This window comes from Wenjunlia tyrosinilytica, assembly GCF_014646055.1.
Classification (GTDB): Bacteria; Actinomycetota; Actinomycetes; order Streptomycetales; family Streptomycetaceae; genus Wenjunlia; species Wenjunlia tyrosinilytica.
Map to the genome: position 1 here is coordinate 1 of NZ_BMMS01000021.1, position 23,640 is coordinate 23,640.

A 23,640-nucleotide genomic window follows, 5' to 3' on the forward strand; every position below is an offset into this window, starting at 1 on the left:
AAGGAACGGACGCTTCCTTCAAGACCCTTTCACCGGTCTCTCCGGGCGCTTCCCTTCTTGTTTCTCCAGCTTATCAGATCTTTATCTCGACCCGATTCCCGCCGGCGGGGATTCTTGCTTTTGCTTCGGCTTTTCGACCTCGGCGTGTTTCAGACTCTATCAGAGGTTCTCGGTCTGAATTCCCGCCCCTCTTTGGGCACACACGTGTCCGGTGCTCCCTGCGAGGCGGTTGTGCCAACGTACTGGTCCGGCGTCCCAGACGCAAATCCGCCCCGGGACCCACCCATTGGGGGTCCCGGGGCGCCTGTCGCGCGAGCCGAGGGGGCGTCAGACCTCGACGACCACCGGCAGGATCATCGGCCGGCGGCGGTAGGTGTCCGACACCCACTTGCCGATGGCCCTGCGCATGAGCTGCTGGAGCTGGTGCGCCTCCGCGACACCGTCGGCCGCGGCCCTCGCCAAGGATTCCTCGACCTTCGGCAGCACCTCGGCGAACGCCGAGTCGTCGATACCGGAGCCGCGCGCCTGCACATACGGTCCACCGACGAGCTTGCCGGTGCTGGAGTCCACGACGACGAAGACCGAGATGATCCCCTCCTCGCCGAGGATGCGGCGGTCCTTGAGGGAGCCCTCGGTGATGTCACCGACGGAGAGCCCGTCCACGTAGACATAGCCCGCCTGGACCTTGCCCACGATCTTGGCGACGCCGTCCACCAGGTCCACCACCACGCCGTCCTCGGCGATGACCGTGCGTTCCCTGGGAATGCCCGTCATGACGCCGAGTTCGGCGTTCGCCCTCAGATGCCGCCATTCACCGTGGACCGGCATGAGATTGCGCGGCTTGCAGATGTTGTAGAAGTACAGCAGCTCGCCGGCCGAGGCGTGACCCGAGACATGGACCTTCGCGTTGCCCTTGTGGACGACATTGGCGCCCCAGCGGGTCAGTCCGTTGATGACCCGGTAGACCGCGGTCTCGTTCCCCGGGATGAGCGAGGAGGCGAGGACAACGGTGTCGCCCTCGACAATGCGGATCTGGTGGTCGCGGTTGGCCATCCGGGACAGGGCCGCCATCGGCTCGCCCTGCGAGCCGGTGCAGATGAGCACCACGTCCTCGTCGGGCAGGTCGTCGAGGGTCTTGACGTCGACGACGAGTCCGCCGGGCACCTTCAGATAGCCGAGGTCACGGGCGATGCCCATGTTCCTGACCATCGAGCGGCCGACGAAGGCGACCTTCCTGCCGTACTCGTACGCCGCGTCGAGCACCTGCTGAATGCGGTGCACATGGCTGGCGAAGCTCGCCACGATGATCCGACGGTCCGCCTGGGCGAACACCTGGCGCAGCACCGGGGAGATGTCGCGTTCGGGGGTGACGAAGCCGGGGACCTCGGCGTTGGTGGAGTCCGAGAGCAGCAGGTCGATGCCCTCCTCGCCGAGCCGGGCGAAGGCCGGCAGGTCGGTGAGGCGGCCGTCGAGGGGGAGCTGGTCCATCTTGAAGTCGCCGGTGTGCACGACCATGCCCGCGGGGGTGCGGATGGCGACGGCGAGGGCGTCCGGGATGGAGTGGTTGACCGCGACGAATTCGCAGTCGAACGGTCCGATGCGCTCGCGCTGGCCCTCCTTGACCTCCAGCGAGTAGGGCCTGATGCGGTGCTCCGTGAGCTTGGCCTCGAGGAGGGCGAGCGTCAGCTTGGAGCCGATCAGGGGGATGTCCGGCTTCTCACGGAGCAAGAAGGGGACGGCGCCGATGTGGTCCTCGTGTCCGTGCGTGAGCACGATGCCGTCGATGTCGTCGAGGCGGTCCCTGATGGACGTGAAGTCCGGCAGGATCAGATCGACCCCGGGCTGCTCTTCCTCGGGGAAGAGCACGCCGCAGTCGACGATCAGCAGGCGACCGCCGTATTCGAAGACGGTCATGTTCCGGCCGATCTCCCCCAGACCGCCCAGGGGGGTCACGCGCAGGCCGCCCTCGGGCAGCTCCGGCGCCGGGCCGAGCTCAGGATGCGGATGGCTCAAAAGTCTCTCCTCACCACGCACGCCACGTGACCCCGGGACCCCCGAGGGCACATGGCGCGCATGACATTCGTGCACTTGTGAAACTGCGTGCTGTTGTCGGTTCTGCTTTTCTCTCATTCGCGTGCCGTGGCCGTCCCGCCCGGTCGTTCGGCGGTGCTTGGCCGGCGCGCGCACGTCTGTGGTGGTGCCTCACCGGCACTACTGGAGCTGTACCCCGCCTGCCGCCAGATCCCTCTTCATCTGCTCGGTCTCGTCCTGGTCGAGTCCCACGAGCGGCAGTCGCAGCGGGCCGCCGGGCAGGCCCTGGAGGGCGAGGGCGGCCTTGGTGGTGATGACTCCCTGGGTGCGGAACATCCCGGTGTAGACGGGGAGGAGGCGCTGGTGGATCTCGGCGGCCTTGGCGACGTCGCCGGCGGTGTAGGACTCGACCAGGGCGCGCAGCTCGGGCGAGACCAGGTGTCCGACGACGGAGACGAAGCCGACCGCGCCCACGGACAGCAGGGGGAGGTTGAGCATGTCGTCGCCGGAGTACCAGGCGAGATCGCTGCGGGCGATGGCCCAGCTGGCCCGGCCGAGGTCGCCCTTGGCGTCCTTGTTGGCGACGATCCTCGGGTGCCGGCCGAGGCGGACCAGGGTCTCGGTCTGGATCGGCACACCGCTGCGGCCGGGGATGTCGTAGAGCATCATCGGAAGCTCGGTGGCGTCGGCGACAGCCGTGAAGTGGCGGTACAGGCCCTCCTGCGGGGGCTTGCTGTAGTACGGCGTGACCGTCAGCAGCCCGTGCGCTCCGGCGCGCTGCGCCTGCCGGGCGAGCTCCACGGTGTGGCGGGTGTCGTTCGTGCCGACTCCGGCGACGACGAAGGCGCGGTCGCCCACGGCCTCCACCACCGCGCGGACGAGCTGCTCTTTCTCCACATCGCTGGTGGTCGGCGACTCACCGGTGGTGCCGTTGACGACCAGGCCGTCGTTGCCTGAGTCCACCAGATGGGCGGCGAGCCGCTGCGCGCCGTCGAGGTCGAGAGCGCCGTCCGCGGTGAACGGCGTGACCATTGCGGTCAGGACCCGCCCGAAGGGGGTCTGCGGTGTGGAGGTCGGAGCCATGGGTCCAACGCTACTCGCAGGGAGGGCGGGCGCGCCCCCTCGGGGACCGGTGAAGTGGTGTCGTTCCAGGTGGCGGGGGGTGTGTGGGGCCCGCCACCGGCCGGCCGGTCCTCCCGGATGCCTCCCGAGGGGCAGGGAAGCGCCGAAGGGAGCCGAAGGAAAGAGGACCCCGGTACTGCCTGCTCGGGGGTCCAAGCAGTACCGGAATCCGTTCTTGAAGCGTAGATGAACTACCCGAAAACGCGCAATTCGGACACTACGGCCCGACGCGGCCGTTGGTGTTGAAGGCCTGGTGGGTCAGGGGCATCAGCTTGGCCCACTCCTCCTCCATCCGCTCCCCCACCATCTCGATCTCGCGCTGCGGGAACGAGGGCACGGTGGCGTCCGGGTGCTTGGTCCGAAGCGAGAGGAAGTTCATCAGCGAGCGCGCGTTGCAGGTGGCGTACATCGACGAGAACAGGCCCACCGGGAGCACGGCACGGGCGACCTCGCGGGCCACACCGGCCGCCAGCATCTCCTGGTACGCGGCGTAGGACTGCCGGTAGGAGGCCTCCATCGCCTCGGCGGTCACCTTCGCCTGCTCGGGCGTGCCCTCGACGAACTCGTACTTGCCGGGGCGGCCCTGCTGGACGAGCTTGCGGTCGGGGCCGGGGATGTAGAAGACCGGCTCCAGCTCGCGGTAGCGGCCGGACTCCTCGTTGTACGACCAGCCGACGCGGTGGCGCATGAACTCGCGGAAGACGAAGATCGGGGCGCTGATGAAGAAGGTCATCGAGTTGTGCTCGAAGGGGCTTCCATGGCGGTCCCGCATCAGGTAGTTGATCAGGCCCTTGGAGCGCTCGGGGTCCTTGGTCAGCTCTTCGAGTGACTGCTCGCCCGCCGTGGACACCCGGGCCGCCCAGAGCACGTCGGAGTCGGCGGCGCTGTGCTTGACGAGCTCGACGGTGACGTCGCTGCGGAACGTGGCGGGGGGCTCGGCACCGCTCCCGCTCTCACTGGGGGAATTGCTCGTCACCTGGTGGTCCTCTCCGAGAAGCGGCGCATGGGGCAGCCGCCCAGCCTAATCGCTGCGCTCCCCGGTGGCCGCGCGAGCACATGGGCCGATAACCTCACCGGTCACAGAAGTAACACGCCCCGAGCGTCAAACCCCGCGCAGTGGAAAGCAGTGGTGATCCAGACCGTGCCTCTCTCCTTCCTCACCGCGGACAGCAGCCACGACGAGCAGCCGGATGGCGACGTGCTGCCGCACCCCTATCCGGACCAGTGGACGCGCCCCTACCGTCCCGGTCCCTACCGGGTCGCGGCCGCGGCGCTCCTGCTCATGCTCGCCTCGTACCTGCTCTTCGCCTCGCTGATCGTCGGCCTGTCCGGTGAGCTGCACGGTGCCGGCGTCATCGTCGCCGCGACCGCCGGGGTCATCGCCTTCACCCTGCGGATCCTGCGCACCGGCGTGTGGGTCAGCGCCGATGGCCTGCGGCATGTGCGGCTGCTCTACACGACAACGCTGCCGTGGGCGCGGATCCAGGAGGTGCGCACCTCACAGCAGCCTGTGCGCTGGCTGGGCCTGCCGCGGACCGTGCAGGGGCAGGCGCTCGTGCTCACCCCGGCGCACGGCGGGGAGACCCGCGTCCTGCTGACGGACCACAACGCCGACTTCCTCGGCCGCGTCGAGGCCTTCGACATGGCCGCCGACGCCATAGAGGACTGGGCGGACCCGGCCCGCTAGGCGTGCCTGCCCGGTCCGGCGGCCAGGTCGTCGGACCGGTCTCAGACCCGGGCGGCCTTCCCGGCGCGCAGGGCGATGGCACGCTGCATCGTCTTGCGCGCCCGGGGGGTGTCCCCGGCGTCCCGGTAGGCGACCGCCAGCCGGAACCACGAGCGCCAGTCGTCCGGAGCGGCCTCGGCCTCGGCACGGTAGCGGTCGAAGACCGCGTCCGCGGAGTCCCGGTCGATCCGCCCATTGGGCAGGCGCACCAGCTCGTCGGGCGGCAGCCCGCCCTCGGCGGCGAGCTCGTCCGCCAGTCTCTGGCTGCGGGTGACGAACTGGAACGTCCGCCAGAGGAACCAGCACCCCAGCAGCGGCATCACCAGCACCGCGAGGCCGAGGACGACGGTGACCAGCCCGCCGTCGCGGATCAGCAGCGTTCCCCGGCTGCCCGCGAGGAAGAAGTAGAAGACCAGCGCGGCGGACAGGCCGAGGAAGGTGAGTTTCGCCTTCATGACGGCTCAGCCCGCGTCCGTGCCGTGCTCGTCCTCGAAGAGGAAGTGCTCCAGCCCGAAGGTCAGCCCCGGAGCCTGCGCGATGCGGCGCACCCCGAGCAGGACACCCGGCATGAACGAGCCGCGGTTCATCGAGTCGTGCCGGATCGTGAGGGTCTCCCCCGCGTCGCCGAAGAGCACCTCCTGGTGCGCGACCAGGCCGCGCAGCCGCACCGCGTGGACCGGCACACCGTCGACGTCGGCGCCGCGGGCGCCCTCCAGGGCCGTCGTCGTGGCGTCCGGCTGGGGTCCGGTCCCCGCCTCACGCCGGGCCTCGGCGATGAGCTGGGCGGTGCGCACGGCGGTGCCGCTAGGGGCGTCGGCCTTGTCGGGGTGGTGCAGCTCGATGACCTCGACGGACTCGAAGAAGCGGGCCGCCTGCCGAGCGAAGCGCATGGTGAGCACGGCGCCGATGCCGAAGTTGGGGGCGATCAGCACTCCGGTGGACGGCGAGGCGTCGAGCCAGCCGCGCAGCGTGGCCAGCCGCCCGTCGGTCCAGCCGGTGGTGCCGACGACGGCGTGGATGCCGTTGCGCACGCAGAACTCGACATTGTCCATCACCGAGTCCGGGCGGGTCAGCTCGACCGCGACCTCGGCGCCGGCCTCGACCAGCGTCTCCAGCTTGTCCCCCCGGCCGAGCGCGGCCACCAGCTCCATGTCGTCCGCGGCCTTGACCGCCTTGACCGCTTCCGAGCCCATACGGCCGTGGGCGCCGATGACGCCGACGCGGATTGTGCTCACGTTGCCTCGTTTCAGTCTTCTGCGGGGAGCTTCTGCCGGAGCGCGGCCTCTGCGGGGGTGCGCGCTAGGCGACGGCCTCGTGGAGGGCGGCCGTCTGCTTGTCGTTGAAGGGTCCGATGGCGGCCAGCGACGGGCGCTGCCCGAGCACCTCGGCGGCGACCTCGCGGACCTGGTCGGGTGTGACTGAGGCGAACTCGCGCAGCATGTCATCCACCGACAGCTGCTCGCCCCAGCACAGCTCGCTCTTGCCGATGCGGCTCATGAGCGAACCGGTGTCCTCCAGGCCCAGGACCGTGGAGCCGGACAGCTGGCCGACGGCCCGCTTCAGCTCCTCGTCGCTCAGTCCGTGGTCGGCGACGCGGCCGAGCTCGTCACGGCAGATCTTCAGCACTTCGCCCGCACGGCGCGGCTGGCAGCCTGCGTAGATGCCGAACAGGCCCAGGTCGGCGTAGCCGGAGGTGTAGGAGTACACCGAGTAGGCCAGTCCGCGCTTCTCCCGGACCTCCTGGAACAGCCGCGAGCTCATTCCTCCGCCCAGGGCCGTGTTCAGCACGTTGAGCGCCCAGCGGCGCTCGTCGTGCCGGGAGAGTCCGGGCAGGCCGAGGATGATGTGCGCCTGCTCCGTGGAGCGGTCCAGGACCTCGACGGCTCCGGCTGTGCTCAGCGCCCGGCTGCCGACGCGGGGCGCGACGGGGAGCGTGTTCTCGTCGCCCAGCGCCCCGGCGTCGGTGAATGCCCGGCGTACCCGCTCGACCACGTCGGTGTGGTCGACATTGCCCGCCGCGGCGACGATGAGGTGCTCGGGGCGGTAGCGGCGCTTGTAGAACCCCGCGATCTGGTCGCGGGTGAGCGCGTTGATCGTCTCGACGGTGCCGAGGACCGGGCGGCCCAGCGGGGAGTCGCCGAGCATGGCGTGCGCGAACAGGTCGTGCACCTGGTCGCCCGGGTCGTCCTCGGTCATGGCGATCTCTTCGAGGACGACGCCGCGCTCGGAGTCGACGTCCTCGGGGCGGATCAGCGAGCCGGTGAGCATGTCGGAGACGACGTCGATGGCCAGCGGAAGATCGCTGTCGAGCACCCGTGCGTAGTAGCACGTGTACTCCTTGGCCGTGAAGGCGTTCATCTCGCCGCCGACCGCGTCCAGGGCGGAGGAGATGTCGAGCGCGCTGCGCCGCTCGGTGCCCTTGAACAGCAGGTGCTCGAGGTAGTGGGTGGCGCCGTTGAGCGCCGGGGTCTCGTCACGGGAGCCGACCGCGACCCAGATGCCGAACGTGGCGGAGCGGACGGTCGGCACGGTCTCCGTCACGACCCGGAGGCCGCCCGGCAGGACCGTGCGGCGGACCGTCCCGACGCCGTCGACGCCCTCGAGGAGGGTCTCGGTGGTGCCGGGGCGCGGCTGCGGGACGGCCCGCCCCCCGGAAGAGGGACGGGCCGTCGCACGAGTGGAACCGGAGGTCACTTGGCGCTCTCGTCCTTGCCGCCGTCGGACGCGTCCTTCTCGCCGTCCTCGCCCTCGATCACGGGGATGAGGGACAGCTTGCCGCGCTGGTCGATCTCGGCGATCTCGACCTGCACCTTGCTGCCGACCGAGACGACGTCGTCGACGTTCTCCACACGCTTGCCGCCGGCGAGCTTGCGCAGCTGCGAGATGTGGAGCAGGCCGTCCTTGCCCGGGAGCAGGGAGACGAACGCGCCGAACGTCGTGGTCTTGACGACCGTGCCCAGGTAGCGCTCGCCGACCTCGGGCATCGTCGGGTTGGCGATGCCGTTGATCGTGGTGCGGGCGGCCTCGGCGGACGGACCGTCGACGGCGCCGATGTAGATGGTGCCGTCGTCCTCGATGGTGATGTCCGCGCCGGTGTCCTCCTGGATCTGGTTGATCATCTTGCCCTTGGGGCCGATGACCTCGCCGATCTTGTCCACCGGGATCTTGATGGTGATGATCCGGGGGGCGTTGGGGGACATCTCGTCCGGCGTGTCGATGGCTTCCATCATCACGTCGAGGATGTGCAGTCGCGCGTCGCGGGCCTGCTTGAGGGCCGCGGCGAGCACGGACGCCGGGATGCCGTCCAGCTTGGTGTCGAGCTGGAGGGCGGTCACGAACTGCTTGGTGCCGGCGACCTTGAAGTCCATGTCGCCGAACGCGTCCTCGGCGCCCAGGATGTCGGTGAGGGCGACGTAGTGCGTCTCACCGTCGACCTGCTCCGAGATCAGGCCCATGGCGATACCGGCGACGGGTGCCTTCAGCGGCACACCGGCGTTCAGCAGCGACATGGTGGAGGCGCAGACCGAGCCCATCGACGTGGAGCCGTTGGAGCCGAGCGCCTCGGAGACCTGGCGGATCGCGTAGGGGAACTCCTCGCGGGTCGGCAGGACGGGCAGGATCGCCCGCTCGGCCAGCGCGCCGTGGCCGATCTCGCGGCGCTTGGGCGAACCCACGCGGCCGGTCTCGCCGACCGAGTAGGGCGGGAAGTTGTAATTGTGCATGTAGCGCTTGCGCGTCTCGGGCGCCAGCGTGTCGAGCTGCTGCTCCATGCGGAGCATGTTCAGCGTGGAGACACCGAGGATCTGGGTCTCGCCGCGCTCGAACAGGGCGGAACCGTGGACACGCGGGACGACCTCGACCTCGGCGGCCAGCGTGCGGATGTCGGTGACACCGCGGCCGTCGATGCGGACCTTGTCCTTGATGACGCGCTCGCGCACGAGCTTCTTCGTCAGGGCGCGGTACGCGGCCGAGATCTCCTTCTCGCGGCCCTCGAACTGCGGGAGCAGCTTCTCGGCGGCGAGATTCTTCACCCGGTCGAGCTCGGCCTCACGGGCCTGCTTGCCCGCAATGGTGAGGGCCTGCTTGAGCTCGTCGGTGATCGCGGCCTCGAGGGCCTCGAACACGTCGTCCTGGTAGTCCAGGAAGCGCGGGAACTCGCCGGTCGGCTTGGCGGCCTTGGCGGCGAGGTCGGCCTGGGCCTTGCACAGAACCTTGATGAAGGGCTTCGACGCCTCGAGACCGGCGGCGACGACCTCCTCGGTCGGCGCCTCGGCACCGCCCTCGACGAGCTTGATCGTCTTGTCGGTGGCCTCGGCCTCGACCATCATGATCGCGACGTCGCCGTCCTCGAGCGCACGGCCGGCGACGACCATGTCGAAGACGGCCTCCTGGAGCTCGCTGTGGGTCGGGAACGCCACCCACTGGCCCTTGATCAGGGCGACGCGGACGCCGCCGATCGGGCCGGAGAACGGCAGGCCGGCCAGCTGCGTGGACGCGGAGGCCGCGTTGATCGCGACGACGTCGTACAGGTGATCGGGGTTGAGCGCCATGATCGTGGCGACGACCTGGATCTCGTTGCGCAGGCCCTTGGCGAAGGACGGGCGCAGCGGGCGGTCGATCAGGCGGCACGTGAGGACGGCGTCCTCGGACGGGCGGCCCTCACGGCGGAAGAAGGAACCGGGGATGCGGCCCGCGGCGTACATCCGCTCCTCGACGTCCACCGTGAGCGGGAAGAAGTCGAGCTGGTCCTTGGGGTGCTTCGAGGCGGTGGTGGCCGACAGGACCATGGTCTCGTCGTCCAGGTAGGCCACGGCGGAACCGGCGGCCTGGCGGGCCAGACGGCCGGTCTCGAAGCGGATGGTGCGGGTGCCGAAGGCGCCGTTGTCGATGACGGCTTCGGCATAGTGGGTCTCGTTCTCCACCAGGAAAATCTCCTTGTTTCCATCCTGGTCCCGCTGGGGGATCCAGGATCGTGGCGGAGCGTCCCCGCTTGCCGGCTTGCGGCTCCGTCCGGGCCGGTCTTCGATCGAAGCCTCCGGGATCTCGCACGGTTGCACGACACCCGGGGGCCACTACCGAGGACCGGCGCCTCCTGGCACCGACACTGGCGGTTGCGGACGCCCCTCCTCTTCTTTGGGACTCTTCTTTTGATCTGTTGATCTTGTGAGCCGCGCCGGAGCACCGCTGGTGCTCCACGGCTCTACCACTGCTCTATGCGTTCTGCATCTCTTCTGCCACTCGGCTCCAGACTACAAAGCTTCTGACGCCCGGACGACGCAAGATCGGAACCGGGGCTGAGTGGCGGTACGCCGGTATGCGAAAGGGAGCGGTCCCCTCCGTGGGAACCGCTCCCCTTCACGGCGTCCTACTTGGCGCCGGCCGCACCGCGGCGGATGCCCAGGCGCTCGACCAGCGCGCGGAAGCGCGTGATGTCCTTCTTGGCCAGGTACTGCAGCAGGCGGCGGCGCTGGCCGACCAGCAGGAGCAGGCCACGGCGGGAGTGGTGGTCGTGCTTGTGGGTCTTGAGGTGCTCGGTGAGGTCGCTGATGCGGCGGGTCAGCAGCGCGACCTGCACCTCGGGGGAGCCGGTGTCACCCTCCTTGGTGGCGAACTCGGCCATGATCTGCTTCTTCGTTGCAACGTCGAGAGACACTGCGGCTCCTTTGGGGGCTCTTTTCGCCCGAGTGCCCCTGGTCTGCTTCACAGGGATGCTTCGGTGACTCGTGCGAGAGTGCGGCCGGTCGGTGCCGCCCGGAACCCGGGCACACGCATACGGCCGCCATCAGGGTACCAGCCGGGTGACAGGGCCTTCACCAGACGTAGCCCGGGGTGGTCGGCGGCCGAGGCGGCGTCCGGTGGGCGGCGGTCTACGACGTGGGGGCGAAGGCGGTCACGCGGGGCCGGCCCTCCAGGGTGGTCACCGCGATGGACAGGGCGAGGTTCCCCCGGACAACCACACGGTAGTACTCCGGGGAGACCGCGGTCCCCCCGGGGAAGCGGCCCCCCTTGACCGGTGTGCCGGAGTCGATCGGTATCCGGTAGAAGCGGCTGCGCGCGGAGGTGTCCCGGCTGCCCACGGCGGCGACCACGGCGCCGCTCCTGACGCCGACCACCTGGAGGGACTGCCCTTCGGGGGCGATCTTGCGGTGCCACTTCTCCTTGCCCGTGGACAGGTCGAAGGCCGCCACCGTGTGGGAGCGGCCCTGCGTCAGCGCCAGACCCACGGTGGCGATCATGGTCGAGCCGTCGAAGGTGTAGTTCGGCAGGCTGTTGAACGAGCTGTCGGCCTCGGGGAGCTTGCCGAACGGCTGGGCGACGGGAATCCGAGTGCCGGGCCGGCCCTTGGAGTCGATCCGCATGATGCCGCCGCGGGCGGCCGCGCTGCCCGGATTGACCATCGCCACGGCGGGCCTGGCCGACACGACGGTCGCCTCGGCCCCCGGCCCGCCCTCCACCCGGTACTTCCACGCGGCCTTGGCCTTGTCGCGCTCACCGAGGTCGAGCCCGAATATGGTGGTCCCCTTGTCGCACTGCTCGGCGACCACCACGGCGGACGGCGCGGCCTTCCCCTCCAGGGGGCAGAACTTCGAACCGCCGACCTTCCAGTACCGCTTGCCCTTGTTGAGGCCGTAGGAGAAGAGCATGTGCGCGGTCGCCGCGTAGACGCGGTTGCGCTTGGCGTCCACGGCGACCGAGGGGTCGCTGAAGCCGGTGTCGGTGTCGGGGGCGACGTCGTGCGACCACTTGACCCGGCCGGTGCGCATGTCGGCCACGACGAGGAGGGTGCACGGGGAGGTGGTCGAGCTCCCGTCAGGGCGGTACAGCACGGCGCCGAGGCCCTCGGAGGTCGCGTTGTCGGACATCTCGCACGGCTTGGCGCCGGAGACCGGGGGCTTGAGCTCCCACTGGCGGCGCCCGGTGCGCATGTCGTACGAGACGAGGCGGGAGACATCCCCCACCACGACGCTGCGCCTGCCCACCCACTCGCCGATGAGGCTGGTCCGGTTCTGCGGTCCGTGCGTGGGTCCGGACTCGGTCTTCCACAGCGCCGAGCGGTCGGCGGCGACGTCGAACTTCCCGGCGGCGGTGAGGCGCCGACCGTCGGGCCTGGCGGCCTCCTTCTTCCGGCCCTTGCCGCCGTCGCCGTCGCCGTCGCCGGACATGAAGTACACGGTTCCGACGCCTGTCAGGGCCAGCGCGACGACACCGGCGACGACACCGAGGATCACTCCGCGGCGGCGGCCACGGGGAGCGGGGGTGCCGGGGACGGGGGACCCGGGCTGCTGCGGATACGGCTGCGCCTGCGGGTCGCCCGCGTAGGGGTTGTAGCCGCCCGCCCAGGGCTGCTGGGGTGGGGGCGGCAGGGGCTGCTGCCCCTGGGGGTGGGGCTGCTGGGCCCGCGGCGATGACGGCGGCGGCTGGGCGTAAGGGTTCCACTGCGGCTGGACCGGCTGCGCGGGCAGCGCCGGGGGCGGCACCTGCGGATAGCCGTAGCCCGGCTGCTGGTTCCGGCTCATGTCTGTCGGCTCGTCGGCCATGTCCCCATCCGAATCCGCGCTGCGGGCGCGCGGCTGCTGTCGATGCTGGTGTGAAAGGTCGGTGCTGGTGCAGGGTCAGCCGTTCGTCATCCCACGGGGGTTGGCATGGACGTCAAGGACCGCCAAGCGGCCAGAGACAATACCGCCCCTCCCGGGCCCCGCCGCGGGGTGGAGGGGGCAGGACCTGCGGAGATCTCGTGCAGCTCCGTGAAGAGCGTTGCGGATCCGCCGCCCGCGGTGATGTATTCGCACGGCCGCGAGGGCGTGTACCACCGGCCGGAATCACCCGCGGACCCGCCATGTAGCGTATTGCGGCCGACCACGAAGAAGGGCATGCGTCCCCCCATGAGCCACCACCAACCGCAGCCTCCGCAGCAGGGATTCGGGCCGCCTCCGATGTACGGCGGCCCTCAGCAGCCGCATCCTCAGCCGAATCCCTACCAGCAGCCGCAGCCGCAGGGCGGCGGGTGGGGTCCGCAGCCTCCGCAAGCCCCGCCGCACCAGGCGCCGCCCCAGACCCCGCAGTTCCAGCCGCCGGGTCCCCCGCAGCCCGCACCCCGGCGCCGCACCGGCCTGATCCTCGGTGTGCTCGCCGGCGCCACCGCCCTTCTCGTTGTGGCGGGCATCGTGGGCCTGCCCCTGCTCGACGACTACCTCCACGGCCCCGTATACAGGATGCGCGCGGCCAAGGAGGTGAGGATCGACGGCAAGCCGTTCTCCCTGCAGAAGACGACCGGCAAGGCCTCGAAGAAGTACCAGGCGGAGGGCGGCCTGACCCCGCTGAACGCCAACTACACGCCGAGCGGGCTGGATCGGCCGCTCTATGTCGTCACCGGAGCCTACGGTGACATATCGGACCCCGCGAAGGCGATGAAGCGCCAGCTCAAGGACGGTGTGCGCGGCAGGGGTTTCGTGCCCGTCGACCAGGCCAGGACGTTCGACCCGAAGTCCAAGAACGCCGACGCCAAGGACGTCAGGGTCAGCTGCAACCTCTACTCCGCCAAGGAGGACCTCTCCCAGGAGAACGCCTCCCAGTTCGCCATCTGCGCGTGGGCCAACAACAGCACTCAGGGAATCGTCGCCTACTTCCCCGGAACGATCGAGCTGATGCCGGACATCGGCGACGATCTGCGCCAGTACGCGGACGCGACGATCGAGCTGCGCGATCAGATGCAGGTCGCGGCGGACTGACGGCGCGAGCCTCCGGCCGTTCGGGCCGAGCCCGTCCACACCCCGCGGCCCGTCACCCGGTGGTGCCGCCCGCGTCCTCAACAGCTCGTTACGGACCTGTTGCACGGTCCACCGAAACGCTTCGTCAGGCGTGAATCAGGGCTTCCACATGCCGTTTCGCGCCTGACGAGGCGTGGTGCGGCCTGCCGTGGTGTCTCCACGGATGATTAGGCTGGGGCATACAGCGGCAGGACCACTCAGGGGGCACAGGGCCGCTGAAAACGGGAGGGCTCCCGCCGCGCGCATGCCACGTGCCGGATGTGGCGTGGGCGGAGAAGCAGTAGCAGTACAGGAGGCGCAGCAGTGACCAGCGATCGGGACGACGTCTACGAGGGTGACAACACCCCCGAAGAGGACGAGGAGTGGTCCGGCGCCGATTACACACCTCCGGCTTGGTACATGCAGAGCGCGAGTGCCGCCCCGGTGGCGCCCCCGCCCCCGGCCACGGCGCCGACTCCGCCTCCTGCGCCGTCGGCGCCCGCGCCGGTCGCACCGGCTCCGTCGGACAGTGCGGTGGGGCGGACGCAGCGACGTGACGAGGGGACGGTTCGCTTCGGTGCGCTGCGCGCGCCGGAGACAAAGCCGGAGTCCGGGTCCGGGACATCGGCCGAGGAGCCCCGGTCCGAACCGGCACCGCGCCGGGACGACGGCACCATGCGCTTCGGGGCCTTCCAACCCCCGTCGCCCAAGCCCGAGTCGGAGCCCGCCCAGGCGTCCGGCGGTGACGTCGGCGAGGACGCCGCCGCGGTGGGCAGCGGGAGGACGGAGCCGGGGCCCGCTCCGGTAGGGGCGCCTCTGCGTGACGACGGGACCGTGCGCTTCGGGGCGCTGCGTGCTCCCAAGCCGGAGGCTGCAAGTGGGTCGGCGGCTGGGAGTGCATCGGCGGCTGAGAGTGGATCGGCAACTGGGGGCGGGTCGGCGGCGGAGCCGAAGGCTGAGCCCTTCGACGAGCCGAAGCACGACCCCGAGTCGGCGCCGGAGCCCGCGCCCCTGCCCATGGGTGACGCCTCGTCGCCCCCTGCGATCCCCGCGCCCGCGGCACCGGCCTGGTCGGATCCGCCCGCAGCGCCCTCCGACGCTCCGCAGGATGCTCCCTGGAACCAGCATGCGGTCCCGCCGCTCCCCCCGCAGTTCCAGGCCGCCGAGCCGTCCGCCGCCGCACCGCGGCAGTCGGCGCACCCGCACGCGGCGCACCCGCATCCGGCGCCTCAGCAGCCCGCGCCGCCCGCGTTCCCGCACCAGCAGACACCGCCGCCGGTTCAGTCCCAGCCGCAGGACCAGCCGCAGGGCTGGCCGCCCGTTGCCTCACCGCAGCAGACACAGCAGCCGCAGGCCCAGCCGCAGGAGGGTTGGCCCGGGCAGGCGCAGCAGCAGCCTCAGCAGCAGCCCGCCGCGCACCCGCAGGCTCCGCCGCGTGGGCAACAGCCGCCCGCCCAACCGCAGCAGACACAGCAGCCGCAGGCCCAGCCGACGCCGCCGGTCGATCCTCGCCAGGGTGGCTGGCCCGCGCCTCAGCAGGCGCACACGGGTGCTCCCCTTGGCTACACCGCTGCCGTCGAGCTGTCCTCGGACCGGCTGCTGCGCAAGCAGCCGCAGCCGAAGAGGAACCCCAGCCCGCGCTTCAAGATCGGGGGAAAGGCCGCGGAGGCGGAGCGCCGAAGGAAGTTGGAGCTCATTCGCACCCCGGTGCTCAGCTGTTACCGCATCGCCGTGATCAGCCTCAAGGGCGGGGTGGGCAAGACCACGACGACCACGGCCCTCGGCTCGACGCTGGCAACGGAGCGCCAGGACAAGGTCATCGCGATCGACGCCAACCCGGACGCGGGCACGCTGGGGCGCCGGGTGCGCCGTGAGACCGGCGCGACGATCCGCGATCTGGTGACCGCGATCCCTTACCTGAACAGCTACATGGACATCCGGCGGTTCACCTCGCAGGCCCCCTCGGGCCTGGAGATCCTCGCCAACGATGTCGACCCGGCGGTCTCGACGACGTTCAACGACGAGGACTACCGCAGCGTCATCGACGTCCTCGGCCGCCAGTACCCGATCATCCTCACCGACTCGGGAACGGGCCTGCTGTACAGCGCGATGCGCGGGGTGCTGGATCTCGCCGATCAGTTGATCATCATCTCCACGCCGAGCGTGGACGGCGCGAGCAGCGCCAGTACGACGTTGGACTGGCTCTCGGCGCACGGCTACGCGGAGCTCGTCCAGCGTTCGATCACGGTCATCTCGGGGGTGCGGGAGACCGGCAAGATCATCAAGGTGGAGGACATAGTCTCCCACTTCGAGACCCGCTGCCGCGGTGTCGTGGTCGTGCCGTTCGACGAGCACCTGTCGGCCGGTGCGGAGTTGGACCTGACGATGATGCGGCCGAAGACGCGGGACGCGTACTTCAATCTCGCGGCGATGGTGGCCGAGGACTTCGCCCGCGCACAGCAGGCCCAAGGCCTGTGGACGGCCGACGGCAACTCCCAGCCCCCGCACCTGCCCCCGCCGATGCCCTACCAGGCCGACCCGCGGACGGGCACACCCCAGGCGCCCAACCCCGGCTGGCCCCAGCAGCCCGGGCAGCCCTGGCAGCACCCCCCGGCCCCGGGCTCCTATGGCTACCCCCAGGCCAACCAGCCGGGAAACGACCCGGATCAGCCCCAGCAACAACCCGGGTACGGCTACCCGCCGCAGCAGTAGAACCCCGAACCGTCTGTGCCCTCGCCGGGAGGCGAGGGCACAGACGGTTGACCGGGGAAGGCTGCCGGGCCGTCGTGGGCGTCGGCAGCAGCGGTCGGCGCCGCTGAACTCCGCCGCCGACTCACGGGCGCCGCAGCCCGTGGCGGCTACTGGGCGTCGAAGGTGTCCACCAGTTCGCGGGCGCGTTTGACGTCGGCGGCCATGCGTTCCAGGAGGTCGTCGATGCTCGCGAACTTTTCCTGGGTGCGCAGGTACGCCAGGAATTCGACGGCCGCGTGGAGGCCGTACAGGTCCAGGCCCACCCGGTCGATCGCGTAGGCCTCGACCGTTCTGGTCCGGCCGTCGAAGGTCGGGTTGGTGCCGACCGAGATCGCGGCGGGCATGCGTTCGCCGTCCGTGATCAGCCAGCCCGCGTAGACGCCGTCGGCGGGGATGGCGGTGTGCGGCAGAGTCTCCACGTTGGCGGTGGGGAAGCCGAGTTCGCGGCCGCGCTGGGCTCCGCGCACGACGACGCCCTCCACTCGGTGGGGGCGGCCCAGCACCTCCATGGCGCCCTCGACGTCGCCCTCGCCGACCAGACGGCGGGTGAGGGTCGAGGAGAACGGGGTGCCGCCGCCCGCCTCGCCGCGCATCACCAGGTCGATGATCTCGACCTCGTAGTCGTACCTGGTGCCGAGGTCGGCGAGCAGCTCCACATCTCCGGCGGCCTTGTGGCCGAAGGTGAAGTTGGGGCCCTCGACGACCGCCTTGGCGTGCAGCGCGTCCACGAGCACCTGCCGGACGAACTCCTCCGGCGGGAGCAGGGAGAACTCGGCCGTGAAGGGGAGGATCAGCAACGCGTCCACCCCCAGCTCGGCCATGAGCTCGGCGCGGCGGTGGTGGGCGGCCAGGAGCGGGGGGTGGCTGCCGGGGCGGACCACCTCGCTGGGGTGCGGGTCGAAGGTGACGACGACGGCCGGGACGCCATGGTGGCGTGCCAGCTCCACGGTTCTGCCGATGATCAGCTGGTGACCGCGGTGGACGCCGTCGTAGGAGCCGATGGTGACGACGCTGCGTCCCCAGTCCTCGGGAACGTCTGCCAAGCCCCGCCAGCGCTGCACTGTGACCGCTCCTCCATGAAAACCACTTCGCATTGTGCAGGATCAAGACTGCCATGCTCGCAGGCCGCGTCCCGAACCGGCAGGCATCCCCGGAAGCAGTGTGCGACATCACCCGACCCCGGCCGGGGCCTCGGCCGACCTGGAGAGGGTCTCCCATGTGCCTCGGGCGAACGCGGGTGAAACGGTCGCGAGCCGGCCCAGCCGCCGGTCGAGGTGGGCGGTGCCCTCGGGGGTGCGGCCCAGCAGGAGGGCGGCGCGGAGCACCAGCTCGCGGGTGAGCGCGGCCGGGCGGCCCTGGACATGCTCGGCGGCGCCCTGGAGGACGGCGTCGAGGACGTCGACGTTCCGCTCGTGTTCGAGCAGGACGTCGAGGAGTTCCTGGCGCAGCGGGCGTGAGGCGCGCCCTCCCGGGGTGACGAGTACGGAGGCGAGGCAGCGGCGGACGGCCGGGGGCTGGTCGCGGACGAGGCCGGTGACGAGCGGCAGGAGGACGGCCCGGGCTTCGGGGCCCTGCTCGAGCCTGCGGTCGAGGTAGGCGGCGACGTGGACGGCGCCCTCGGGGCGCAGGTCGAGGTAGTCGCGGACCAGTTCCGCGGCGCGGCGGGACAGGGCGGGGGTGCGGACGTCGGCCAGCTCGCGCAGGACGTCGGCCACGGCGGCTCCGGGCTTCTCGAGCCGGGCCTGGAAGGCGGCGAGGACCTCTTCGGGGTGGGTGGACAGCGCGGCGCCGAGCGCGCTCGCGCAGAGGTTGGGGTCTGCGGCCTCGAACGCGGCCAGCGCCTGCGGAAGGTGCCGGGACCTGGTGGCGGGGTCGAGGACCAGGAGGGAGAGGGCGGCGCCGTGCACGGAGCAGTCGGTACTGCGGCCCAGCAGGATCTGGGCGGCGTAGCGCAGCAGGCGGCGGTCCGCGTCGGTCGTGATGTGCGGGGCGGCCCTCAGGCCGTAGGCACCGGCGGCGACATGGCGTTCGAGGCGCTCGTCGTGGGACCAGCGGTCGACGGCTCGGCAGACGGCGGAGGGCTCGTCCTCGGCGAGGGCGGCGAGCAGTTCGTCGGCGCGGGGGTGGGCGGCGGCGACGAGTGCCTCGGTGAGGTCGTCGACGGCGCGGCGGCGGTGCGTGTGCAGCAGGGCCTGGGTGGCGGCGGCGACGGTGGCGGCCGCCTGGAGGCGGCGCTCGTCGTCGAACCACTCGCACAGGAGCGGCTGAACGGCGCCTGGGTCGTCGGCGAGATACCGGCCGGCGGCGTCGAGGAAGCGGTCCTCCCCCGCTTCCGAGGGCGGGGCGTCGGCGGGGAGGAGCAGGCGGAGCAGTTCCACCCGTTCGGGGAGGGGCAGGGGCAGCGCCATCCAGAACCGGGGCTCGAAGCGGCGCAGGCGGGGCGCGTTCTGGAAGCCTCCGATCCTGACGGAGTGGACCGTGATCTGCCGGGCCAGGAGGTGGAGGACGTCGAGATACCGCTCGGCGTGGGGCAGCTTGAGGAGCGTTCCGGCGAGGAGGTGGGCGGCCCACCAGGCGGATTCCTCGGGGCATGTCCCGTCGCCGTCGAGGGCCTGCGCCAGGCGTTCCAGGCGGGGGGTGAGAGCGGTGGGGCCCTGGGTCTCGTCGAGGGTGAGGAGTGCTTGGACGACGGGTCCGGCGCGGTGGCGGGGGACGGGGGCGGTTGGCGGTGCCGGCCGCGTTTCCGGGGGTGGTGGGGCCTTTCGGCCGCGGCGGAAGCGGGAGGGCTTCGGGGGCAGGGGGTCGGGGGACGGCGGGGCCGGAGGTTCGGCGAGGGCGAGGGTGTCCAGGGCCTCGTCGACGTCGAGGTGCAGGCCCTGGAGCCAGTCGGCGAGTTCCTCGTGGGTGAAGCGGTAGCCGCTGCCCGCGGGGGTCAGCAGCCTTTCGGTGAGCACAGCGCAGGCCCAGCCGGTACGCCAGGGGAAGAGTTCCTCGAAGGACTCGGCGTCCAGACCGCCCTGTCCGGGGCCGAGGCAGCGGCGGGCGGCCTCGTGCACCCGGCCGGTGACCTTCAGCGCCAGCATGCGCAGTGGCGTCGGGCTTGGGCTCGCCGTGGATTCGGCGGACAGGCGGAAGGCGATACGGAGGGCCGCGAGGTCGAGGTGGGCGGTGAACAGCTCGCCACGGCTGGGGGTGGCGTCCTTGGGGAGGTCGGGGACCGCTTGGCGCAGGTCGGCCAGCAGGCGCAGGGCGAGGGGGTGAGCCTCGTTGTGGCGGGTGAGGGCGTGGGCGGGGACGCCGAGGCGGGTGCGGACGCGTTCGGCCTGGGTTGCGGAGAGGGCGCCGACGCGGACGCAGGCGGGCAGCCAGGAGGAGGGCGGGCCGCCGTTGCGGGGCCGGTACAGCATCGGGGCGGGGAAGAGCGCCCCGGCGTGCTCCCAGTATTCGGGGCGGCAGGCGATGGCCAGCCGTACGCCGGATGTGCGCAGCCAGTCCGCGGTGCCGGACGTCCAGTCGGTGAGGCCCAGGGCCGGGGTGGGCATCTCCTCGGGGCCGTCGAGGACGACGAGGAGGGGGCGCCCTCCGGCCTCGGCGAGGCGGCCGACGGCGTCCGGGCAGGCGCCCTCGGGAGGCAGGGGGACGCAGGAAGTGGCGGCGACGATGCGGCCTGCGGCGCTGAGGGCCCGCTCGACGGCGTCCTTGAGGCCGTGGTCGTCCGGGTGGAGATCGGCACCGCGCAGCCACACGGTGGGGGCGGGGTTCTGGCCTTGGGCGCGGCGGATGGTGAGGGCGGCGAGCTCGGTGGTTCGGCCGCAGCCGGGGTCGCCCACGAGGCCGAGGACAAGGACGCCGGTGGCGGTCGGGGTGTCGTCGGGGGTGGGGACGTCGTTGGCGGTGTCTTTGGTGTGGTGGTTGGTGGTGTGCTTGGTGGTGCGCTTGGTGGTGTCTCTGGCGGTGTGGTTGGCGGTGTCGTTGGCGGTGCGGTCCGGGGTGTCGGTGACAGCGGGGTCGAGGAAGTGGTCGAGTTCTTCTTCGATGTCGGCTCGCTCCGAGCGTTCGACGACGGGTTGGAGACCGACGGTGGTGGCGGCGAGCTGGAGGGCACCGGCGAGGTTGAGGTCGGGGCCGTAGGCGGGGACGGTGGCCTCGTTGCGGGCCAGGAGGCGGGCCATGGCGCGGGCGGTGACCTGGCGCAGGGGGACGGCGAAGCCGCCGTCGGGGCGGCTGTCGGGCCCCGCGTGGAGGGCGGTGCCGAGGACCGCGAGGACGGCGCCGGTGTCCCGGTCGATGACGGGGCTGCCGGAGAGTTCGGGGTTGAGCCGGATGCCGCCGGGGACCTCGGCGGTGAACTCCATGACGTCAGCGATGAGGTGGAAGCGGTCGGTGGCGGTGTAGGTGACGGTGGCCGTGCCGAGGATGAGCGCTTCGGCGTCGGGGTCGGCGCCCAGGACGATGTGGCGGGCGCCGCCGGCGGCGGCGATGGGGAGCGGGGATGCGGGAATGCCCTCGGTGCGGACGAGGGCGATGTCGAAGTCGGGGAGGGGGACGACGGCGGAGGCGTCGATGATGCGGGACTCGCCGGGGGCGGGACCGTGGAGGACGAGTCGGGCGAGGCCGTCGACGGCTTCGTGGCTGGTGATGACCGTGCCGATGGTGTCGGCGAGGAATCCCGTGCCGCGGGGGCGGCCTGCGAGGTCGCAGATGCGCACCAGCGCCTCGCTCGCACGGTCGTGCCGCACCGCCATTCATGAACCTCCCCGCCAAGGGCCCGAGCTCTGACTCCCCCGCGTCGACGGTAGGGGGTTGGGGAACGGGATGACATGGGATGAGGGGAACGCGCCCCCGCTCGCACCTGGGGTTCGCATCGAGCGCCCGACCATTGGAGTGAATCCCGCCCTGCGGGCGGTGCGAAGAGGTTTGAACGCGGCGCGGGGAGCCGGCAGTTGTGCTGCCAGGCGGCGGTCGAACCTGCGCCGCCTCGCACCGAGAGACAGGCAGCCGACGCTGGACCGACGGCCTCGCTCCCGAACGAAGGTTCACTCCACGCGCTGCCGCGCGCGGCCTGTCCGCGCCCTTGGAGGGGGCCGGGGGTATTGCCCCCTGCCGCCCCAAGGCCGTTGGTCGGCGCGACGCGGCCTCGCCGCTGCCCGGCAGCGCGGACCCGCCCACCGCCCAACACTCCCCGTTGCCAGGGCCTTTGCCCTTCGCGCGCCGGCGCGGGCGAGTCACCCGCCGCGGTGCGCCCCGGCGCGCTGCTACACGAACACTGCCAGGATGCGGGCTTGGCCCGTGCGTTCTTCCACCAGGGCCAGGAAGCGTTCTTCCGGGCCGAAGACGGCGATGGGGCCATCGCCCAAGCCCTCGACCTTCAGACGGACGCCGTTGACCAGCAGGCGGGCCTGTTCCGCGTCCACATCCCACCTCGGGAAGGCCGCCGCCGCGGCCTCGCTGATGGGCATGTACGAGAACGTCTCCTCCAGCTCGTCCAGCGACTTCGCCATCCCGAGTGTGTACGGACCGACCCGGGTGCGGCGGAGCGCCGTCAGGTGGCCGCCCACACCCAGCCCCGCGCCCAAGTCACGGGCCAGGGCCCGGATGTACGTGCCGGACGAGCACTCCACCGTCACATCCAGGTCCAGCACCTCGGTGCCGTCCGCCGGCGCCACCACCCGCACCTCGTGCACCGTGAACGACGAGACGGTGACCGGCCTGGCCGCCAGTTCCACCTCCTCGCCGGAGCGCACCCTGCTGTACGACCGCTTTCCGTCGATCTTGATCGCGCTGATCTTCGACGGCACCTGCTGGATGTCCCCGGTCAGCTCCGCGATGCCCTTGTCGATGGCCTCCCGCGTGACGCCGGTCGCCGGGACGGTCTCGGTGACCTCGCCCTCGGCGTCGTCGGTGATCGTCGTCCGGCCCAGCCGGATCGTCGCGTCGTACGCCTTCTCCGTCAGCGCCAGGTGCCCCAGCAGCCGGGTGGCCTTCTCGACGCCGAGCACCAGCACACCCGTCGCCATCGGGTCCAGCGTGCCAGCGTGGCCGACCCTGCGGGTGCCCGCGAGGCGGCGCGTGCGCGCCACGACGCCGTGCGAGGTGATCCCGGCAGGCTTGTCGACGATGACAAGGCCGTCGGGCCCCGTTCCCTTGCGTTTCATCAGTCCCTGAGTTCGTTTTCGAGCAGCGTGCGGAAGCGCTCGACCGTCGTCGCCGCGTCGTCGTACGAGGTGAAGCCCGCCGCGTAGGCGTGGCCCCCGCCGCCGAGCCCGGCGCACACCGCGCCCAGGTCGACCGCGCCCTTGGCCCTCGACGAGCCGTAGAACGAGCCGTCCTCGCCCTCCTTGAGCACAAGGGCGACCTCGGCCTCCGCGGCCTTGCGGACCACGTCGATGAGCCCCTCGACCTCGTCCATCGCGACGCCGTGCCGCTCCCTGTCGGCGTGCGGCACCACCGTCCACACCAGGCCCCTGCCCCCGGCCGCCTCCGGCTCGAGGCGGGCCCGCTCCAGCGCCGCCGCCAGCACCTTGAGATAGCCGAACGACGCCGTGTCCCACAGCTGCCGCGAGATCAGGTCCTGCCGGATCCCCGTGGCCAGCAGCCTGGCGGCGAGCTCATGGGTGGCCGGGGTCGTGGCGGTGTACTTGAACGACCCCGTATCGGTCGCCACCCCCGTGTACAGGCAGACCGCGATGTCATGGGTCAGCGGCACCCCGAGCCGCCGCAGCAGCTCGTCCGCGAGGACGGCCGTCGCCGGGGCGGCGGGATCGATCAGGCGGCAGCTCCCGAAGCCGTTGTTCGAGCTGTGGTGGTCGATCACGATGAGCTCGCGTGCGGCAAGCGCCTTGTCGCACAGCAGCCCGAGGCGGTGCTCGGACGCCACGTCGAAGACGACCACCAGCTCGGGTGCGTCGGGCACCTCGGCCGCCGGGATCAGCAGGTCCTGGCCCGGCAGGAACGACAGCGAGGCCGGCACCACCTGCGGGTCGTCGCCGAACGAGACAAACGCGTCCACGCCGAGCGAGCGCAGCGCGAGCCCGGCCGCCAGCGCCGAGCCGAGCGCGTCGCCGTCGGGCGAGACGTGGCAGACCAGGTGGACCTCTCGGGCGGCGCCCACGAGCTTCACGGCGGTCTCCCAGGCATGCTCCGGGATGGCCGCGCGGGCCCGCCGGGGCGCGGGTGCCGCGGCCTCGTCGACGGCGGAGTCGGCAGCGGGCTCGACGGCGGGATCGACGGCGGGCGGCCGACCGGCAGGGTCGCCGGCCACGG

16 protein-coding genes are annotated in these 23,640 nt (G+C 71.4%); 3 read left to right on the forward strand and 13 right to left on the reverse strand.

Annotated features, from left to right (window positions below):
- Nucleotides 1-327: 327 nt before the first annotated feature.
- From IEY86_RS22860 to thyX, 3 genes are all read right to left on the reverse strand, one after another.
- On the reverse strand, nucleotides 328-2,013 hold the full coding sequence (locus tag IEY86_RS22860) for a ribonuclease J (protein ID WP_189133694.1): 1,686 nt from the start codon (nucleotides 2,011-2,013) through the stop codon (nucleotides 328-330).
- Nucleotides 2,014-2,211: 198 nt separating this feature from the next.
- Complete coding sequence (gene dapA, locus IEY86_RS22865) at nucleotides 2,212-3,114, reverse strand: 4-hydroxy-tetrahydrodipicolinate synthase (protein WP_189133695.1); 903 nt, start codon at nucleotides 3,112-3,114, stop codon at nucleotides 2,212-2,214.
- A gap of 256 nt (nucleotides 3,115-3,370) precedes the next feature.
- Nucleotides 3,371-4,129: an FAD-dependent thymidylate synthase gene (gene thyX / locus IEY86_RS22870; protein ID WP_189133696.1), complete on the reverse strand. Its 759-nt coding sequence runs from the start codon at nucleotides 4,127-4,129 to the stop codon at nucleotides 3,371-3,373.
- 165 nt (nucleotides 4,130-4,294) lie between these two features.
- Here thyX and IEY86_RS22875 point away from each other — a divergent pair, with 165 nt between their 5' ends.
- Nucleotides 4,295-4,840, forward strand: coding sequence for an SCO5741 family PH domain-containing membrane protein (locus IEY86_RS22875; protein ID WP_189133816.1), 546 nt, complete (start codon nucleotides 4,295-4,297; stop codon nucleotides 4,838-4,840).
- A gap of 41 nt (nucleotides 4,841-4,881) precedes the next feature.
- Here the strand turns inward: IEY86_RS22875 and IEY86_RS22880 are convergent, their stop codons facing one another.
- From IEY86_RS22880 to IEY86_RS22905, 6 genes are all read right to left on the reverse strand, one after another.
- Complete coding sequence (locus IEY86_RS22880; RefSeq protein WP_189133697.1) at nucleotides 4,882-5,334, reverse strand: tetratricopeptide repeat protein; 453 nt, start codon at nucleotides 5,332-5,334, stop codon at nucleotides 4,882-4,884.
- Between the two features lie 6 nt (nucleotides 5,335-5,340).
- Complete coding sequence (gene dapB, locus IEY86_RS22885; protein ID WP_189133698.1) at nucleotides 5,341-6,114, reverse strand: 4-hydroxy-tetrahydrodipicolinate reductase; 774 nt, start codon at nucleotides 6,112-6,114, stop codon at nucleotides 5,341-5,343.
- A gap of 64 nt (nucleotides 6,115-6,178) precedes the next feature.
- Nucleotides 6,179-7,573: a M16 family metallopeptidase gene (locus IEY86_RS22890; RefSeq protein ID WP_189133699.1), complete on the reverse strand. Its 1,395-nt coding sequence runs from the start codon at nucleotides 7,571-7,573 to the stop codon at nucleotides 6,179-6,181.
- The gene (locus IEY86_RS22895; RefSeq protein WP_189133700.1) at nucleotides 7,570-9,801 is read right to left on the reverse strand and encodes a polyribonucleotide nucleotidyltransferase; all 2,232 of its coding nucleotides are present in this window, start codon (nucleotides 9,799-9,801) and stop codon (nucleotides 7,570-7,572) included. Before IEY86_RS22895 ends, IEY86_RS22890 begins: the two co-directional genes overlap by 4 nt.
- Before the next feature lie 443 nt (nucleotides 9,802-10,244).
- Nucleotides 10,245-10,532, reverse strand: coding sequence for a 30S ribosomal protein S15 (gene rpsO / locus IEY86_RS22900; protein ID WP_189133701.1), 288 nt, complete (start codon nucleotides 10,530-10,532; stop codon nucleotides 10,245-10,247).
- 214 nt (nucleotides 10,533-10,746) lie between these two features.
- Nucleotides 10,747-12,396, reverse strand: a complete 1,650-nt coding sequence (locus IEY86_RS22905; protein ID WP_189133702.1) for an outer membrane protein assembly factor BamB family protein — start codon at nucleotides 12,394-12,396, stop codon at nucleotides 10,747-10,749.
- A 366-nt stretch (nucleotides 12,397-12,762) separates the two neighbouring features.
- Between IEY86_RS22905 and IEY86_RS22910 the strand changes: the two genes are divergently transcribed.
- Together IEY86_RS22910 and IEY86_RS22915 are read left to right on the forward strand one after the other, a co-directional pair.
- Complete coding sequence (locus IEY86_RS22910) at nucleotides 12,763-13,608, forward strand: hypothetical protein (protein WP_189133703.1); 846 nt, start codon at nucleotides 12,763-12,765, stop codon at nucleotides 13,606-13,608.
- A 342-nt stretch (nucleotides 13,609-13,950) separates the two neighbouring features.
- Nucleotides 13,951-16,338: a MinD/ParA family ATP-binding protein gene (locus IEY86_RS22915; RefSeq protein WP_189133704.1), complete on the forward strand. Its 2,388-nt coding sequence runs from the start codon at nucleotides 13,951-13,953 to the stop codon at nucleotides 16,336-16,338.
- A 146-nt stretch (nucleotides 16,339-16,484) separates the two neighbouring features.
- On the opposite strand, the gene IEY86_RS22920 is transcribed toward IEY86_RS22915, so the two are convergent.
- From IEY86_RS22920 to IEY86_RS22935, 4 genes are all read right to left on the reverse strand, one after another.
- On the reverse strand, nucleotides 16,485-17,438 hold the full coding sequence (locus IEY86_RS22920) for a bifunctional riboflavin kinase/FAD synthetase (RefSeq protein WP_189133705.1): 954 nt from the start codon (nucleotides 17,436-17,438) through the stop codon (nucleotides 16,485-16,487).
- Nucleotides 17,439-17,546: 108 nt separating this feature from the next.
- Nucleotides 17,547-21,122: a S1 family peptidase gene (locus IEY86_RS22925; RefSeq protein WP_189133706.1), complete on the reverse strand. Its 3,576-nt coding sequence runs from the start codon at nucleotides 21,120-21,122 to the stop codon at nucleotides 17,547-17,549.
- A gap of 510 nt (nucleotides 21,123-21,632) precedes the next feature.
- Entirely contained in the window at nucleotides 21,633-22,532 is a 900-nt protein-coding gene (truB, locus tag IEY86_RS22930; protein WP_189133707.1) for a tRNA pseudouridine(55) synthase TruB, read from the reverse strand.
- On the reverse strand, nucleotides 22,532-23,638 hold the full coding sequence (locus IEY86_RS22935; RefSeq protein WP_189133708.1) for a DHH family phosphoesterase: 1,107 nt from the start codon (nucleotides 23,636-23,638) through the stop codon (nucleotides 22,532-22,534). The genes truB and IEY86_RS22935 overlap by 1 nt, the downstream gene beginning before the upstream one ends.
- Nucleotides 23,639-23,640: the final 2 nt, after the last annotated feature.

Bases quoted from the DNA above. Each gene is read 5' to 3' on its own strand.
- dapA (WP_189133695.1), bottom strand. From the start codon at position 3,114: ATGGCTCCGACCTCCACACCGCAGACCCCCTTCGGGCGGGTCCTGACC.
- IEY86_RS22880 (WP_189133697.1), bottom strand. From the start codon at position 5,334: ATGAAGGCGAAACTCACCTTCCTCGGCCTGTCCGCCGCGCTGGTCTTC.
- IEY86_RS22905 (WP_189133702.1), bottom strand. From the start codon at position 12,396: ATGAGCCGGAACCAGCAGCCGGGCTACGGCTATCCGCAGGTGCCGCCC.
- IEY86_RS22910 (WP_189133703.1), top strand. From the start codon at position 12,763: ATGAGCCACCACCAACCGCAGCCTCCGCAGCAGGGATTCGGGCCGCCT.
- IEY86_RS22925 (WP_189133706.1), bottom strand. From the start codon at position 21,122: ATGGCGGTGCGGCACGACCGTGCGAGCGAGGCGCTGGTGCGCATCTGC.
- truB (WP_189133707.1), bottom strand. From the start codon at position 22,532: ATGAAACGCAAGGGAACGGGGCCCGACGGCCTTGTCATCGTCGACAAG.